This is a genomic window from Bradyrhizobium sp. CW1 (assembly GCF_023100665.1).
GTDB lineage: Bacteria > Pseudomonadota > Alphaproteobacteria > Rhizobiales > Xanthobacteraceae > Bradyrhizobium > Bradyrhizobium canariense_D.
In genome coordinates, this window is the sequence record NZ_CP064684.1 from 3,411,737 (window position 1) to 3,426,651 (window position 14,915).

General features: G+C 64.2%; 21 protein-coding genes and 1 pseudogene. 14 read left to right on the forward strand and 8 right to left on the reverse strand.

Translation table 11 applies throughout. The annotated features are described in order from the left end of the window. Positions 1-57 precede the first annotated feature (57 nt). From IVB54_RS41640 to IVB54_RS16650, 5 genes and pseudogenes are all read left to right on the forward strand, one after another. Positions 58-198 (forward strand): annotated as a pseudogene (locus tag IVB54_RS41640) (type II toxin-antitoxin system RelE/ParE family toxin); the annotation flags it as partial. Between the two features lie 58 nt (positions 199-256). Continuing rightward, entirely contained in the window at positions 257-406 is a 150-nt protein-coding gene (locus IVB54_RS41645) for a type II toxin-antitoxin system RelE/ParE family toxin (RefSeq protein ID WP_345946252.1), read from the forward strand. Further along, entirely contained in the window at positions 406-696 is a 291-nt protein-coding gene (locus tag IVB54_RS16640; RefSeq protein WP_018456469.1) for a helix-turn-helix domain-containing protein, read from the forward strand. The genes IVB54_RS41645 and IVB54_RS16640 overlap by 1 nt, the downstream gene beginning before the upstream one ends. Next, complete coding sequence (locus IVB54_RS16645; protein ID WP_247392942.1) at positions 693-842, forward strand: hypothetical protein; 150 nt, start codon at positions 693-695, stop codon at positions 840-842. Before IVB54_RS16640 ends, IVB54_RS16645 begins: the two co-directional genes overlap by 4 nt. Beyond that, complete coding sequence (locus IVB54_RS16650; RefSeq protein WP_247362374.1) at positions 839-2,053, forward strand: RluA family pseudouridine synthase; 1,215 nt, start codon at positions 839-841, stop codon at positions 2,051-2,053. Before IVB54_RS16645 ends, IVB54_RS16650 begins: the two co-directional genes overlap by 4 nt. 50 nt (positions 2,054-2,103) lie before the next feature. Here IVB54_RS16650 and IVB54_RS16655 read toward each other — a convergent pair whose 3' ends face one another. Then, entirely contained in the window at positions 2,104-2,550 is a 447-nt protein-coding gene (locus tag IVB54_RS16655) for a hypothetical protein (RefSeq protein ID WP_247362377.1), read from the reverse strand. Between the two features lie 74 nt (positions 2,551-2,624). Here IVB54_RS16655 and IVB54_RS16660 point away from each other — a divergent pair, with 74 nt between their 5' ends. The 5 genes from IVB54_RS16660 (at position 2,625) to IVB54_RS16680 (ending at position 6,939) form a co-directional block, all read left to right on the forward strand. Beyond that, positions 2,625-3,419, forward strand: coding sequence for an ATP12 family protein (locus IVB54_RS16660; RefSeq protein ID WP_247362379.1), 795 nt, complete (start codon positions 2,625-2,627; stop codon positions 3,417-3,419). A gap of 57 nt (positions 3,420-3,476) precedes the next feature. Next, the gene (locus IVB54_RS16665; RefSeq protein WP_247394772.1) at positions 3,477-5,075 is read left to right on the forward strand and encodes a flagellar hook-length control protein FliK; all 1,599 of its coding nucleotides are present in this window, start codon (positions 3,477-3,479) and stop codon (positions 5,073-5,075) included. Further along, positions 5,072-5,332: an EscU/YscU/HrcU family type III secretion system export apparatus switch protein gene (locus tag IVB54_RS16670; RefSeq protein ID WP_085351295.1), complete on the forward strand. Its 261-nt coding sequence runs from the start codon at positions 5,072-5,074 to the stop codon at positions 5,330-5,332. The genes IVB54_RS16665 and IVB54_RS16670 overlap by 4 nt, the downstream gene beginning before the upstream one ends. A gap of 69 nt (positions 5,333-5,401) precedes the next feature. Next, positions 5,402-6,220 carry a penicillin-binding transpeptidase domain-containing protein gene (locus tag IVB54_RS16675; RefSeq protein WP_085364670.1) on the forward strand — a complete coding sequence of 273 codons (819 nt, stop codon included), beginning with the start codon at positions 5,402-5,404 and terminating at the stop codon, positions 6,218-6,220. Positions 6,221-6,282: 62 nt separating this feature from the next. Next, positions 6,283-6,939, forward strand: coding sequence for a carboxymuconolactone decarboxylase family protein (locus IVB54_RS16680; RefSeq protein WP_247362381.1), 657 nt, complete (start codon positions 6,283-6,285; stop codon positions 6,937-6,939). A 146-nt stretch (positions 6,940-7,085) separates the two neighbouring features. On the opposite strand, the gene IVB54_RS16685 is transcribed toward IVB54_RS16680, so the two are convergent. The 3 genes from IVB54_RS16685 to IVB54_RS16695 all read right to left on the reverse strand — a co-directional run bounded on the left by IVB54_RS16685 (position 7,086) and on the right by IVB54_RS16695 (position 9,299). Then, positions 7,086-8,081, reverse strand: a complete 996-nt coding sequence (locus IVB54_RS16685) for a dienelactone hydrolase family protein (protein ID WP_247777370.1) — start codon at positions 8,079-8,081, stop codon at positions 7,086-7,088. A gap of 79 nt (positions 8,082-8,160) precedes the next feature. Then, positions 8,161-8,754, reverse strand: coding sequence for a hypothetical protein (locus IVB54_RS16690; RefSeq protein WP_247392992.1), 594 nt, complete (start codon positions 8,752-8,754; stop codon positions 8,161-8,163). A gap of 140 nt (positions 8,755-8,894) precedes the next feature. Continuing rightward, the gene (locus IVB54_RS16695) at positions 8,895-9,299 is read right to left on the reverse strand and encodes a DUF4260 domain-containing protein (protein WP_247362385.1); all 405 of its coding nucleotides are present in this window, start codon (positions 9,297-9,299) and stop codon (positions 8,895-8,897) included. A gap of 149 nt (positions 9,300-9,448) precedes the next feature. Here IVB54_RS16695 and IVB54_RS16700 point away from each other — a divergent pair, with 149 nt between their 5' ends. Together IVB54_RS16700 and IVB54_RS16705 are read left to right on the forward strand one after the other, a co-directional pair. Then, positions 9,449-10,981, forward strand: a complete 1,533-nt coding sequence (locus IVB54_RS16700) for an acyl-CoA carboxylase subunit beta (protein ID WP_007603066.1) — start codon at positions 9,449-9,451, stop codon at positions 10,979-10,981. Positions 10,982-11,105: 124 nt separating this feature from the next. Beyond that, positions 11,106-11,453, forward strand: a complete 348-nt coding sequence (locus IVB54_RS16705) for a hypothetical protein (RefSeq protein WP_247336092.1) — start codon at positions 11,106-11,108, stop codon at positions 11,451-11,453. Positions 11,454-11,463: 10 nt separating this feature from the next. On the opposite strand, the gene IVB54_RS16710 is transcribed toward IVB54_RS16705, so the two are convergent. Together IVB54_RS16710 and IVB54_RS16715 are read right to left on the reverse strand one after the other, a co-directional pair. Continuing rightward, complete coding sequence (locus IVB54_RS16710) at positions 11,464-11,616, reverse strand: hypothetical protein (RefSeq protein WP_018456483.1); 153 nt, start codon at positions 11,614-11,616, stop codon at positions 11,464-11,466. A 96-nt stretch (positions 11,617-11,712) separates the two neighbouring features. After that, the gene (locus tag IVB54_RS16715) at positions 11,713-12,360 is read right to left on the reverse strand and encodes a glutathione S-transferase family protein (protein ID WP_247362387.1); all 648 of its coding nucleotides are present in this window, start codon (positions 12,358-12,360) and stop codon (positions 11,713-11,715) included. A 128-nt stretch (positions 12,361-12,488) separates the two neighbouring features. Between IVB54_RS16715 and IVB54_RS16720 the strand changes: the two genes are divergently transcribed. Both IVB54_RS16720 and IVB54_RS16725 read left to right on the forward strand, forming a co-directional pair. After that, on the forward strand, positions 12,489-12,803 hold the full coding sequence (locus IVB54_RS16720; protein WP_247777371.1) for a hypothetical protein: 315 nt from the start codon (positions 12,489-12,491) through the stop codon (positions 12,801-12,803). A gap of 129 nt (positions 12,804-12,932) precedes the next feature. Further along, positions 12,933-13,211 carry a twin-arginine translocation signal domain-containing protein gene (locus tag IVB54_RS16725; protein WP_018456486.1) on the forward strand — a complete coding sequence of 93 codons (279 nt, stop codon included), beginning with the start codon at positions 12,933-12,935 and terminating at the stop codon, positions 13,209-13,211. Positions 13,212-13,358: 147 nt separating this feature from the next. Here the strand turns inward: IVB54_RS16725 and IVB54_RS16730 are convergent, their stop codons facing one another. Both IVB54_RS16730 and IVB54_RS16735 read right to left on the reverse strand, forming a co-directional pair. Then, on the reverse strand, positions 13,359-13,610 hold the full coding sequence (locus IVB54_RS16730) for a hypothetical protein (RefSeq protein WP_247362394.1): 252 nt from the start codon (positions 13,608-13,610) through the stop codon (positions 13,359-13,361). A gap of 203 nt (positions 13,611-13,813) precedes the next feature. After that, positions 13,814-14,821, reverse strand: coding sequence for an alpha/beta hydrolase (locus IVB54_RS16735; protein WP_275995258.1), 1,008 nt, complete (start codon positions 14,819-14,821; stop codon positions 13,814-13,816). Positions 14,822-14,915 lie beyond the last annotated feature (94 nt).

Sequence of the window (14,915 nt, forward strand, 5' to 3'; positions counted from 1 at the left end):
CGTCGCTGAGAAGGCGCTTGCGTTTACGTGTCAAAAATGACACATAAGCGCAGCCGAATGATCGATCGCACGAAGAAGCTTCCCGCGAGATTCTACGTCAGCTCGACAGGTCGAAATCCTGTTCGCGAGTGGATATTGGATTTGCCTTCTGAAGATCGAAAAACTGTCGGGAAGGATATTCAGAAAGTCGAATTCGGTTGGCCGATCGGACGCCCGCATTGTGCCCCGCTGGGGGATGGATTGTGGGAGGTTCGAAGTGATCTCGACGAGCAACCGGATTGCGCGAGTGATCTTCTGTTTGGAAGACGGTCAGATGATCCTGCTCCACGGCTTTATCAAGAAAACGCAGAAAGCGCCAAAGCGGGATATTGACCTTGCGCTGAAGCGCAGGCGAGAGGTGACGTGATGACGAAAAGCAAAGCGCACGTGAGCAAAGAAACGTTCGACGAGTTTCTTACCGAGCAAGGTATACTTGGGACTTGTGAGGAGCGTGCTCTCAAGGAGCTTATCGCTGAGCAATTGACGGAGGCGATGAAGACGCAGGGAATCACGAAGACGGCGATGGCCGCACGCATGAGGACCAGTCGTCGTCAGCTCGATCGGCTCCTTGATCCCGCGACCCCCTCGGTGACGCTGGATACACTGCAACGCGCCGCAAGTGCGGTTGGCCGTACTCTACGAGTCGAATTGGTATGACTTCGCTCGTGCCAGGCGCCGTCCTGATGAACCTGCAACAGCAATATGACCTGCGGCTGGCGGAGAACGAGATGGGCGCGGAAGTCGCGTCACTGCCTCGGCGCGCCGATACACAGTTGACACCAAAGCTTGGAAACACCGCATGAGCCGCCGCATCAAGAGAATGAACCCGAAACCTCGCGAGCGCGATGAGCGCAAGGAGGCGCGTCCGTTCAAGGCGCGCAGCGCGAAGCCTGCTGGGCTGCGGCCTGGCGGCAAGCCGGGCACGAAGCCGCCGCGCTTTGCGAGCGAGCGCGTTGACCGGCGCGCGCCCAAAGCCGAACCGGAAAAGGCTGCACCGGCAAAGCCCGTCGAGGCATTGCTGCCGACCAAGGTGCAGACCGTCAAGGTGACGGCCGACGAGAACAACATGCGCGTCGATCGCTTCCTTGAAGCGCACTTTCCCGGCCTGTCGTTCTCCCACATCCAGCGCGTGGTTCGTAAAGGCGAGCTGCGCGTCGACGGCAAGCGCGTCGACAGCAAGGACCGCCTGGAGGAGGGCCAGAGCGTCCGCATTCCGCCGCTGAAGCTCGACACGCCAAAGGCACCCAACCCGCAGTCGGAGGCGGCGCAAAAGACGCTTGCCGCGCTGAAGGAGATGACAATCTACGAGGACGACGACGTTCTCGTGCTGAACAAGCCGGCCGGACTTGCCGTGCAGGGCGGCTCTGGCATGACGCGACACATTGACCAGATGCTGGAGGTGATGCGCGATTCCAAGGGCCAGAAGCCGCGCCTCGTACACCGCATCGACAGGGAGACGTCGGGCTGTCTCCTAGTCGCCAAGACCCGCTTTGCCGCCTCGCATCTGACCGGCGCCTTCCGTTCGCGGTCGGCGCGAAAGACCTATTGGGCGCTGGTGCCGGGGCTGCCGAAGCCAAAGCAGGGCCGCATCTCGACCTTCCTTGCCAAGGAGGAGAGCGAGGACGACACCATCATGCGCATCGCCCAGCATGGCGATGAGGGCGCAAGCCACGCGGTGACATATTATGCGGTGGTCGAGACCGCCGGCAACAAGCTGACCTGGGTGTCGCTGAAGCCGGTGACGGGGCGCACCCACCAGCTGCGCGCCCACATGGAACATATCGGCCACCCCATCGTCGGTGATCCCAAATATTTCAACATCGAGAACTGGCAACTGCCGGGCGGCCTGCAAAACCGGCTGCACCTGTTGGCGCGCCGCATCGTCATCCCGCATCCCCGCGGCGGCTTCATTGATGCCACCGCGCCGCTGCCGCAGCACATGCAGCAGTCATGGAACCTGCTCGGGCTCGATGCGAGCCGGTTTGATCCGATCGAGAACGCGCCGGAGGAGTAGTTGAGTTTGCTATTGGGTTGCTTCGCTGCGCCCCGAATCATGAAACCCGCTCAATTCCGAAACTGCTCCAGAAACATCCGCAGGCTATCGTGCGGGCTCTGGACATCCGTGATCAACCAGCCCTCGGGTCCGCTGACCAGGATGAAGTTCAGAGTCACCGGCCGGCCGCGATTGTCGAAACTCGCCGCGACATAGGTCTTGTCGTATTGCCTGCGAACGACCGCGATCGCGACGGGGCCGAGCTTCCAGCTCGGGCTCTGCACTAGGAAATCGTAGGGCTCGACCCGCGGCGCGGACCACACCTTGCACAAGGAGGGGTCGAAGAATTGCCGGGCGGTGGCGCCATCCCGCGGCAGGCCTTTTGAGAGCTCCGGCGCGCCCTGGCCGTAATGAGCGTAGACGTTGCGGACCACCGATTCCGGAGCCCGAAAGCCGGCCTGCGCCGCGGCCGGCCAAAACCCGGCAAGGAGAGCCGCAATGCCTGCAAGTTCCCTCATACCTGCCGCTCGCTTTATCGGTCGTCGCTCTTACCTTACAAGCCTAGCATTGAGTGATCAGGGCCGAAAACCAGATGCGCGAATTGTTCGATGAAGCTGCGGGGCGATCCCCGCTTGATCCGCAGGAGTTGGTCCGCCAGGCCTCGCGCGTGCCGCTGCGCAAGCGCTTCTACAAGGAGGTGGGGGTCGCTGAGGCTGAGGGCGGCTTTGCCATCACGCTTGACGGCAAGGCGATCCGCACGCCGTCCGGCCGCCAGGTGATCATCCCTGCGCGCGTGCTAGCCGACGCAGTGGCTGCCGAGTGGGCGGATCAGAAAGAGACGATCAATCCCATGACGATGCCGCTGACGCGGATCGCCAATAGCGTGGTCGAGGGCGTCGTCGACCGCGTCGATCTCGTCAGCGACGACCTCGCAAAGTATCTCCAGTCCGATCTGCTGTTCTATCGCGCCGGCCATCCCGAGGGGCTCGTCGCCCGCGAGGCCGCGCATTGGGACCCCGTGTTGTTCTGGGCCGCGGAGACGCTGGGAGGGCATTTCATCCTGTCGGAAGGCGTCATGCCTGTGACGCAGCCGGAGGCGGCCGTCCAGGCCGCGCGTGCGGCGCTGCCGAGGGATGCCTGGTCGGTCGCCGCCCTCCACGTGATCACCACCCTGACCGGCTCGGCCCTGCTGGCGCTGGCGCTGGCCCATGGCGTGCGCGATGCCGGCCAGGTCTGGGCGGCGGCTTATGTCGATGAGGACTGGAATGACGAGAAATGGGGCGTGGACGAGGAAGCGGTCGGCCGCCGCGCCGCCCGCCTCAGGGACTTTCAGGCCGCCGTGACGGTTTTGGCCGCTGTGAACCCGCCGGCGGCCAAAGGTCCTTAACGAGAGGTTTACGAGGGCGGCCTTAGGGTAGGGCCTACGCTCCCCGGGCCCCTCGCCATGCCGACGCCGATAAGCTCGATCGTTCCCGTCAGTGCCGCCAGCCCTGTTGCTGACGCGGTGACTCCCGATCTTGTGCTGCAGGCCGGCAGCGTCGTCGACGCAAGAGTCGTCAGCGTGCTCGCCGATAATCTGGTGCGGATCGCGATCGCCAACCTGTCGATGGATGTGATGTCCGAGGTGGCGCTGGCACCAGGCCAAAATCTCCAGCTTGCGGTGTCGCAGAACGGCGGCACCATCCGGCTCGCCGTCATGGGCGGGGCAGGCGAGGCGAGCGCCGATCAGGTCACGCTGACGCCGGCTGTGGCCTCGCTGGTTGACAGCCCGCCGATTGCTCCGTCGGCGAGTGCGGGACGCAACGTGCTGACGCCATCGGAGCAGGTCGCCGTTACCGCAGCTTCGGCCGAGGCGGTCACAAAGCAGGGCAGCCAGGCGCCGCTGTTCGCCAATCTGGCCGCGGTCGTCACCGGCAGCGATCTTCCGGCGGGGCTGAAGCAGGCGATGCTAGGCGTGCTGGCGCAGCAGACGCCGCTCAACACCGGCCTCGATGGCGGCGACATTGAATCCGCATTCCAAAAATCCGGCCTATTCCTCGAAGCCTCGCTCGCCGAGGGCGCGACGCCGTCCTCCGGCACGATGCCAGACCTGAAGGCGGCATTGCTGGTGCTGCGCCAAACGCTGACGACGCTCGAGGCGATCGCGCCACAGGCGCAAGGTGCCGCCCTTCCGGCTGGTACCGTGGCGACACCGCAGCTCGCTGCCGCGGAGACGCAAGCCGCATTGCCCGCAACCGAACCCGAGATCGCCCAATCACCGCAAATGCCGCGCAGCGTCAATCTCGCAGCCTCTGTGTTGGCGGACATCGCTGGCGGTGCTCCGCAGGCCGCGGTGCCGCGGGGCATGACCGCAGGCCTTGCCGCCAGCCTCCTGCAAGAGATCACGCAAAGCCTGCCGCGAATGACGGGAAACGTGCCGGGCTCGAACAAGGCCGTACCCGAGGGACATATTTTCGAAGCCGCCGCGCGCGCGACGCCACCACCGGTTCGCGGCGCGCTGCCGTCGCCGCAATTCATTGCCTCGCCGTCACTCGTACCGGATACGCCTCTTGCCGCGACCGTGCATCGCCTGCTCGACGACACCGATGCCGCGATCGCGCGCCAGACCTTGCTCCAGGTTGCTTCGCTCCCCGATCGCACCGACGCCAGCGGTCACAGGATCGATCCGAGCGTGCCGCAGTGGAATTTCGAGATTCCGTTCGCAACGCCGCAGGGCACTGCAATGGCGCAGTTCGAGATCTCGCGCGACGGCGGCAATGAATCCGCCGATCCCGCCAGGCGCACCTGGCGTGCGCGCTTTACACTCAATGTCGAGCCCGCCGGCCCCGTGCACGCTTTGATTACGCTCAACGGTGACAAGACCTTCGTGCGGATGTGGGCGGAGCGGCCGACGACCGCACAGCAGCTTCGCGCCGGAATCGGCGAGCTCAACCAGGCACTGACCAGGGCCGAGCTCAAGCCCGGCGACATCCTGGTCCGCGATGGCACGCCGCCACAGCCCGCACCGGCCCGCGCCGGCCACTTTCTGGATCGCGCTACATGAGCGACCCGTCGAAGCTTGCGATTGCGCTGCATTACGAGAGGGGCAGCAACGCGCCGGTCGTCGTCGCCAAGGGCAAGGGCACGATCGGCGAAAAAATCGTCGAGATCGCCAAAGCCAACGACATCCCGATCGAGGAGAACGAGATCCTGGCCGGTGCGCTCTCCAAGGTCGAACTCGGCGAGGAGATCCCGCCGGACCTCTACAAGGCCGTCGCCGAAGTGCTGGTGTTCGTGCTGCGGCTGTCGGGCAGGCGGTAGCTGTCATCGTTTCACCACGTTAGCGGCTGCATGGTCGCGGCCATCTTCATCGCGTAACGGACACCGCCAGTGCTCACCCGCCGTTCCACTCTCGGCCTTCTCGCCGCAACCGCGATCCTGCCATCGCGTGCATTCGCTCACGTCGCGCCACCGCGAAATGAAATCCGTGACAGCCTCGCAAAGCGCTTCACTGACCTCGGCACGGCGGGGACGTTCGTCGGCTACAAGGTCGAGGACTATCTGGTCGTCGCCAGCGACAAGGAACGTTCGGGCGAGGCGAAGCTGCCGGCTTCGACCTTCAAGATTCCGAACTCGTTGATTGCGCTCGAAACCGGCGTGGTCACTGACCCCGACAAGGACGTATTTCCCTGGGACGGCGTGAAGCGTCCGATCGAGGCCTGGAACAAGGACCACACGCTGCGCAGCGCGATTCTCGTCAGCGCGGTGCCGGTCTATCAGGAGATCGCGCGCCGGATCGGGCAAGAACGCATGCAAAAGTACGTCGATCTGTTCGACTATGGCAATCGCGACATCGGCGGCGGCATCGACCAGTTCTGGCTCACCGGCGCCTTGCGCATCGATCCGGTCGAGCAGGTCGATTTCATCGACCGGCTGCGCCGCCGCGCATTGCCGATCTCGAAACGCAGCCAGGATCTCGTCGCTGACATCCTGCCGGTGACCAAGGTCGGCGATAGCGTCATTCGCGCCAAGTCCGGGCTGCTTGGCGCCGAGCGCGGCGAGCCATCGCTTGGCTGGATGGTGGGCTGGGCCGAGAAGGGCGAAGCGCACACCGTGTTCGCGCTCAACATGGACTGCAAGGAGCCGCGCCTGGTCGGAGAGCGCATGCCGCTGACGCAAGCCTGCCTTGCCGAGATCGGCGCTATCTAGCGATACCGCGCTGGCGCCGCTCGACTAGCATCCCCCGGGTCAAGAAAAACCGGGAGGAGAACATGAACTCAACGCCACTCTGGCTGCCGTCGCTCACGCTTGCCGCCGCAGGCGGCTGGCTCGCCGCCACGATGTTTGCCGGTCCCGTCACCAGCAGGGAGCCGCGCTTTCCTCAGCTCACCATGGACCAGCTCGACGCCAAGCAGAAGCCGCTCGGCGAGCAGATCATGAAGGTCTCGAGCGTCGGCATCGGCGGTCCCTACAACCCGATGATCCGCAGCCCGGTGCTCGGCCAGCGCCTGTTCGACCTGTTCCATTATCTGCGCTGGGAAACCTCGGTCCCGACAAAACTCAACGAGTTCGCCATCCTGATCATCGGGCGGCAATGGCGCTCGCAGGTCGAGTGGTACGCCCATGCGCCGCTCGCGGCGAAGGCGGGCCTGTCGCCCGACATCATCGCGGAGCTGAAGGCCAATAAGCGGCCTGCGAACATGGCCGAGGAGGAGGCCGTCGTCTACGACTTCGTCACCGAGCTCACCACGACGAAGAAGGTCGGCGACGAAACCTATGCGCGCGCGAAGAAGGTCTTCAACGACCAGCAGATCGTCGACCTCACCGCGCTCGCCGGCAATTACGTGATGGTCGCGATGTTGCTCGCAATGGCCGAAGAGACCGTGCCGCCGGACAAGCAGGAGCCGTTCAAGCCGGGCGAGCCGTAGCGGAGGCAGTTTTGTTGCGGCCATCCATCGAGACGCCCGCTTCGCAGGCTCCTCAGGATGAGGACTTGTTTGCGGTAAGAAGACAGACCCTCATTGTGGGGAGCCCGCAAAGCGGGCGTCTCGAACCATGCAGGCCGAGATGCTTCTCAACCCAGCTTGAACAGCGCCTGCAAAAACTCCTCCAGGGCTTTACGTGACTCGGCGGCAGTCGATGGATTGCCGCCGACATGCGGATTGAGCTCGACACAGGAATCCTGGTAGGTGAACGGCGCTTTCGTATCGCCGTTCATCAGGACGCCGCCATCGCCTTCGCGGATCTGGCAGTTGCGCACCGTCTGCGCGCCCGTGGACACGGCAATCGTATTGACGCCGAGCAGCCCACTGTCAAAACCATGCGCACTATCAGGATATTCGGTCAGCACCACGTCGCGGCCGGCCGTCTTGAGCCGCTCGACGAAGGCCTTGCAGCTCTTGACGGGATTGTAGTCGTCGGGCGTGCCGTGGAAGATGCGGATCGGGCGCGCGGCGATCTCCGTGTCGTTCTGATAGGTGGTCGAGCAGTCGGGGTAGAAGGGAATGTAAGCGGCGAACTGGATGCCTGACTTGTTCCAGAGCTTGTGGAAGCGGTCGAGGCTCGCATAGAGCGTCGCCTGTCCGTCACGTGAAAAGCCCATCAGCACGATGCGATCAGGATCGACGCGCGGATGTTTTGCGGAGATCTCGAGCGAGCGGTAGATGTCGATGACGAGGTTGAGCCGGCCGAGGAGGGCCTGGTTCGGACCCACCACCGTCAGCCCGCGGCCCGTAAAGCCGTCGATCACGAAGGTCGAGATGCCCATGGCGTTGAACGCGTGCACCCAGGCTTCGGTCGTTGCGCCGACGCCGCTCGAGCCGTGCATCAGCACCACGACGGCGAGTTTTCCGCTGCCTTGCGCCACACGCAGTTCGCCGGCGACCGTCACCGGCTTGCCGGCCGCGGCGTCACCGCTGAGGAATTGCTGATCGGAGAGGGTGAGCGAGGGGATCGGATAGATCTCGGCGCGGGTGGCGACTTCCCTGGGAAGCGATTGTGCGTGGGCGCCCATGTCGACGAACAGCGTTGAAATGCAGAGCGCCATGGCGACGCGGTATGCCAACGGCATCGGATCCTCCCCCGTGATTTTCAGTGAGTAAAACAACAGGCCCGCGCGCTGTCAATTTGACGCAGGCCGGCGGTTCGCCTCAGGCGGTGTCAGGCTTCTTCACCGTCAGTGCCTGGTCGATCGCAAAACCGCCAATCTCGCTCATCGCCTGCGAGATCACGTCGCCCTTGCGGGCAAAGCCGGCGGAGAGGAAATCGAACTGGGTGCGCGCCAGCCGCAGCACCTCGATTGGCACGGAGATGACGGTCTCGTTGAAATGGTCGATCGAGGCGTGCAGCGTCTCCAGCTCGCTTGTGACTTGGCCGATATGGCTTTCCGCATGCTGCATCAGGCCGAGCAGCTTGCCGCGCTCGGCATCGAATGCCGCGCGCTCGGCCGCCGCGGCCGCGGTGACTTCGGCAAGCTGGCTGCGCAGCCCGTCGATTTGCTTGACCATGGCGTCGGACGCCATCTCTCCGGCCTCGCGCAATTTGCTGTTGCGCGTGTTCTCTTCGTGCTCCCGGTGATAGAGGCGTTCCGCCGACATCGCCCGCTGCGTCAGCGACTCGATCAGCGCGGCGGCGCGCAGCAGCATTTCGCCGTTCCGCCCCGACACCATGCTGGCCATGCGCCGCAGGAAGTCGGTGGTTTCGGACGACGAGTTCGGCGGCAGGGGAACGACCGTCGCGGACATGAGGTGATGCTTGCAGCTGGAAATGATGACCGCCGCCGTACCGACTGAGCTCACGCAACATTCGGCGCCTGATCGTAAGCCTTGAGCAAGCCTGAATCGCCGCGCCCGGTCAACCGGGCGGGACCAGATTTGCAATTGCGTCAGCCGCTCTTCTGCTGGCCGATCCGCCCGAGATGGGTGAAGCCGAACCCGGCCGAGTATTTGAGGCCATAGCCCAGTGCCCGGTCGATGCCGATATGGGCGAGCCAGATCAAGGCGATGGACAGTGTGAGCGGCGAGGCGAGGCCGAAGCCGAGCGTCAGCAGCGCGACCGGCGCCATGTAGCTGTGGGCGGCGTTGTAGACCATCGCGCCGAGTTTGGCGTCGGCAAGATAGGCGAGAAAGCTCAGATCGGGGACAAGGAAGAGCAGGGCAAAGACCAGCCAGGAGCCGTCCCAGGTCCAGTAGAGCATCACCATCCCCACAAACAGGGTCAGGCCCTCCAGCCGCAGCAGGATGTTGACGCCGCCCGTCGCCGCGCCGGTCTCCGCCGTTCCTTCGGTCATGCTCGCCTCCTACGCAAAACTTTGAAATTCCTTGCGCTTTCCCGCTGCGGCAAGGCAGCCCTGCTGGGCCGAAAGCCGCTTCCCGGCCCGCAAAATGCCGTGTTAGAACCCCCGGCAATCGCATTTAGGCTAAGAACTGGCGGGAGCAAATGAAGAATATCCTGGACGCCCTTGAAGACCGTCGTGCCGGCGCAAAGCTCGGCGGCGGGGAGAAGCGCATCGAGGCGCAGCACGCCCGCGGCAAGCTGACCGCGCGTGAGCGCATCGAGCTCTTGCTCGACAAGGGATCGTTCGAGGAATTCGACATGTTCGTCGAGCACCGCTCCACCGAATTCGGCATGGAGAAGAACAAGGTGCCCGGCGACGGCGTCGTCACCGGCTGGGGCACCGTCAACGGCCGCAAGACGTTTGTCTTCGCCAAGGACTTCACAGTGTTCGGCGGCTCGCTGTCCGAGACCCACGCACTGAAGATCACCAAGTTGCAGGACATGGCGATGAAGGCGAGGGCGCCCATCATCGGCCTCTACGATGCGGGCGGCGCTCGCATCCAGGAAGGCGTCGCTGCCTTGGCCGGCTATTCCTACGTGTTCCGCCGCAACGTGCTCGCCTCCGGCGTAATCCCGCAGATCTCCGTCATCATGGGCCCCTGCGCCGGCGGCGACGTCTATTCGCCTGCGATGACCGACTTCATCTTCATGGTGAAGAACACCAGCTACATGTTCGTCACGGGCCCCGACGTGGTGAAGACCGTCACCAACGAGGTCGTCACCGCGGAAGAGCTTGGCGGCGCTTCCGTGCATGCCACGCGCTCCTCGATCGCCGACGGTGCCTTCGAGAACGACGTCGAGACGCTCTTGCAGATGCGGCGCCTGATCGACTTCCTGCCGTCCAACAACACTGACGGTGTGCCGGAATGGCCGAGCTTCGACGACATCGGCCGCGTCGACATGTCGCTCGACACGCTGATCCCCGACAATCCGAACAAGCCCTACGACATGAAGGAGCTGATCCTGAAGGTCGTGGACGAGGGCGACTTCTTCGAGATCGCGGACGCTTTTGCCAAGAACATCGTCACCGGCTTCGGCCGCATCGCGGGCCGCACGGTGGGCTTCGTCGCCAACCAGCCCATGGTGCTGGCCGGCGTGCTCGACTCCGACGCTTCGCGCAAGGCGGCGCGCTTCGTGCGTTTCTGCGATGCCTTCAACATCCCGATCGTCACCTTCGTCGACGTGCCGGGCTTCCTGCCGGGTACCGCGCAGGAATATGGCGGCCTGATCAAGCACGGCGCCAAGCTCTTGTTCGCCTATTCGCAGTGCACCGTGCCGCTGGTCACCATCATCACCCGCAAGGCGTATGGCGGCGCCTTCGACGTCATGGCCTCCAAGGAGATCGGCGCCGACATGAACTACGCCTGGCCGACCGCCCAGATCGCGGTGATGGGCGCCAAGGGCGCGGTCGAGATCATCTTCCGCGCCGACATCGGCGACCCCGACAAGATCGCCGCAAGAACCAAGGAATACGAAGACCGCTTCCTCTCCCCCTTCATCGCCGCCGAGCGCGGCTACATCGACGACGTCATCATGCCGCACTCGACCCGCAAGCGGATCGCGCGGGCGCTGTCGATGCTGAAGGACAAGAAGGTGGAAACGCCGGCGAAGAAGCACGACAATTTGCCGTTGTGAGGGCGAACTTGTAGCCCGGATGAGCGTAGCGGCATCCGGGTTTGTCTATCCAAGTCCCGCATGTCGCTTTGCTCATGCGGGCTACCGATTCTGTTTCTGAGTTGGCATCCTCGATCCAAATCCAATGACCGAAGACGATCCGACCGACGAGATTTCAGACATCGAAGCGCGGATCGAGGCTTTGGCCGAGATCGCCGAGCGATGCCGCAAGTACATCCTGGCGTCCAAGCTCGCGATCGGGGGCGGCGGCGCGCTGTTGTTGATCACGATCTTCGGTTTGCTTGGGATGGGTCAGACCGCCGCGCTCGGATCGATCGCTCTGGTGCTCGGCGGGATTGTCTCGCTCGGTTCGAACGTCAGCACGCTGCGGCAGACGGAGAGCGCGATTGGGGATGCGGAGGCGCTTCGGTCTCAACTGATCAGCCGCATTGACCTTCGCGTGGTCGCCGATACGCCGATGAAGCTCGTGTAACCGAGCAGCCTTACGCCGCAGCCCTGCGCGACAGCACCTGCAGCTCCTCGCGGCATTCGGCTGCAAACGCCTGAAGCTGCTCCGCGGTTTGCCGGTCGAGGATCGCCTTTGCCAGCCGTTCGGCGCGGGCAAGCTGGTCTCTGAGATATGCGATGCGGGCCATGTGTCACCTTCCGCAGGGATGATTTGATCGCCGTAACCCTACGGCCATCGCCGGATTCATTATGTGAGGCACGTCACATCTCACGCGGGCGCGGCGTCAGCGGGTCGCGTCCGCCGCCGCAAAATGCGCCATCTGGTCGGCGTGGGCCTTGGCGAAGGCCGGGCGGGCGGTGGCGCGCGCGACGTAGGCGCGGCAGGCGGGACTGTCTGCGAGGCCATCGAACTGATGGACGATGCGCAGCACGTCTGACATCAGGATGTCGGCGACGGAGAACGTGCCTGCCAACCATTCGCGGTTGGCCAGCACCGCCTCCATGTGCTTGAGGCGGAGTTTTAGGAAGTCGTCGACGAATTTCCACGCGGCCGTATCGCTCGGATGACCCATGAACTTCGACATCGTCCAGGGCAGGCTCGCCATCTCCACCGAATTGAGCGCGGCGAACAGCCATTCCGTGGCTTCGTTGCGGCCGCGCGGATCTGATGGCATCAGCTTCGCGCTGAGGCCGCCGAGATGCAGCAGGATCGCGCCGCTCTCGAAGATCGAGAGATCGCCGTCGGTCAGCCACGGCACCTGCCCGAACGGCTGGTGCGCAAGATGCTCGGCGCCGCGCCCGTCGAACGGCGCGCTCGCGACGCGATAGGGCAATGCGGCTTCTTCGAGCGCCCAGCGCACCCGAAGGTCGCGCACGAAACCGCGCGGGGGCGGGGGAACCCAGTCGAAGGTGGTGAGCGTGAGGTCGGGCATGTGGTGTCTCCGTCTGCTGTTCAGGCATAGGACGGGTGAGAGATGCGCGTTCCGACACCGGTGCCGTCCTTTTTTGTCGTCGCCGACGTAACCGGCTAGTCTCACCCCAAACAACAGGAGGAAATCCGATGCCGTCAGCCTTCTTGGTCGTCCGCGCCGTCGTCACCGATGCCGGCAAGCGCGCCGCCTTCGACAGATGGTACGAGACCGAACATCTGCCCGACGCGATGAAGGCGTTCGGTGTGAGCAAGGCCTGGCGGTTCTGGAGCCTCGACGATCCGTCACTGCATCAGGCGATGTATCAGTTCGAGAGCGAGGCTGCGCTGCATGCCATGTTGAAGGGCGATGCGCTGACGCAGCTGGTAGCCGATTTCAACCGCGATTGGCCCGACGTGACGCGCACGCGCGAGTTGCTGGTGCTGGCGCAGGAGTTTGGCAAGTAGCGCCCGGGCGGCGGGCTGTCACCGTCGGACTCGCAGCGAAGCTGAACGCGCGATTCAGCTTCGGTTCATGTCGTCACCACGACACTCGCCTCTGCATCACTGGCACGACCATCCAGGAGGAAAGAAGTCATGGAGCGCCGGAACTTTTTAAAATTTGCAATCGGTGTCGCGGCCGGAGCTGCCGCGTTCACGACCGCCGCAAAGGCTGCGCCGCTGGCGCCGCAGCCGCTCGGTGACCCCCGCATGCCGCAAGGCAATCCCGACGCTCATCCCGCAGTCACCAGCAGCGAAGAGGCCGCGCAGTTGAAGCCGGAGCAGGTGCACTGGCACGGCCGCCATCGCCATTGGGGTTGGCGCCGCCGTCACTGGGGCTGGCATCGCCGGCGATGGCACCGCCGCCATTGGTAAGCTTCGCGCACCAGGCTTGAACGGGGACCGCGATCGGCGGTCCCCGTTCTGATTCGAAACATCCCGGTGCGACGTCAGGCGTTCAAAAAGAAAATGGCCGCGCAGGCTTTCGCCGCGCGGCCATTTCGCAATGCGAAAAAAACGAGATCAGAACGGGCGGCAGCGGCCGGCGTACCAGCGGAAGCCGTAGGGGCACACACGCGCGCGCGGCACGACGACGACGGGGGCCGGCGCAACCATGATCGGACCCGGGCGGACAACGACCGGACCGCGCATCGGGCGGCAGCCGCCATAGGCGCCGCGATACCAGCCGGGGCCGCAACCGCCGGCGGCGCTGGCCGCCTCGCTGAAACCAACGACCGCGCTGGCGAGCATCACGGCGGCAAACAGGTATTTCATTTGATCTTCCTTCTCGTCCTTGGGTGTAGGTTTTGGGGGCAGGTAGGGGGGCTTGGCGCTTTTCGGCGCACCATGAATTAAAAGACACGATTCGACGCGTTAAAATCCCAACATGCCGACACGACGCCAGCCAAATCTGCCAATCATGACCTGAATGCGGCATGAACATTCCCCGCACGCGGCTCCGGACGACAGCAATGACGCTAGCGGCCGAGAAAACCTAGCACCAGCTCCCTGTACTTCTCAGGCGCCTCCAGGAAGACGAGATGGCCAGTGTCCGGGATCACCTCGGCCTGCGCATTCGGCATCTTCGCCGCGAGTGCCTTCGCCAGCTCGGCGTTCTCTCCCATTTTCGCGCGCAGCGCCTCCGGCGCGTTCGGCCGGCCCGGAGCGTTGTGGTCGTCGGCGCCCATGATGAATAGCGTCGGCTCGGTGATCAGTGCGATCTCGTGCGCCACCGGCTCGCGATAGATCATCTGGCCGGAACTGACGAAGGCGCGCAGCCAGCGTGGATAGTCCGGGCTGCCCTTGATGTTGAAGCGGGCGTCGATGAACGGCGTGATCGCCTCAGCCGGCAGCTTGATGGCATAATTGGTCTGAAGCTGCTTGCGATAGCCATCGGCCGTGAGCTTGTCTTCGGTCTCGATCATCTTCTCGGTCGGCGTCGGCGGCACATAGAGGCGGTAATCTTCCAGTCCGATCGGGGCCGTCAGAACAAGGTGGGCGACGCGGTCGGGAAAGGCGCGGGCGATGCGGACGCCCAGCATGCCGCCGAGCGAATGGGCCACGATCTCGGCCTTGTCGATCTTCAGATGATCGAGCAGCGCGATGGTGTTGCGCGCCAGAGTGTCGAAATGGAGCTCGCCCGTCGGCTTGGAGGATTTGCCGAAGCCGATCTGGTCCGGCACCACGACGCGGTAACCGGCCTCGCTCAGCATCTTGATAACAGGCGCCCAGTAGCTCGACGGGAAATTGCGCCCGTGCAGCAGCACGACGGTGCGGCCGTTCGGCTGCGCAGGCGGCACGTCCATATAGGCCATGCTGAGCTGCTCGCTGTCATTGATCAGAGGCAGCAGGTGCACGGGATAGGGATAGGCAAAGCCTTCGAGCGCGATGCCGTAGGGTTCGCGCGGGGCGGTGTTGGCGGCGTGGGATGTAAGAGGAGCGGCGAGAAGAGCCGTGCAAAGCACGGCCGGGAGGAGGCGGATCATTGAAGGCTCTGAGTCATGTTAGCGCTAGGAGACACATTCTCCGTCATGCCCCGGGCTTGACCCGCCTGCGCGGCCGAAGCCGCTTCGGCGAGGC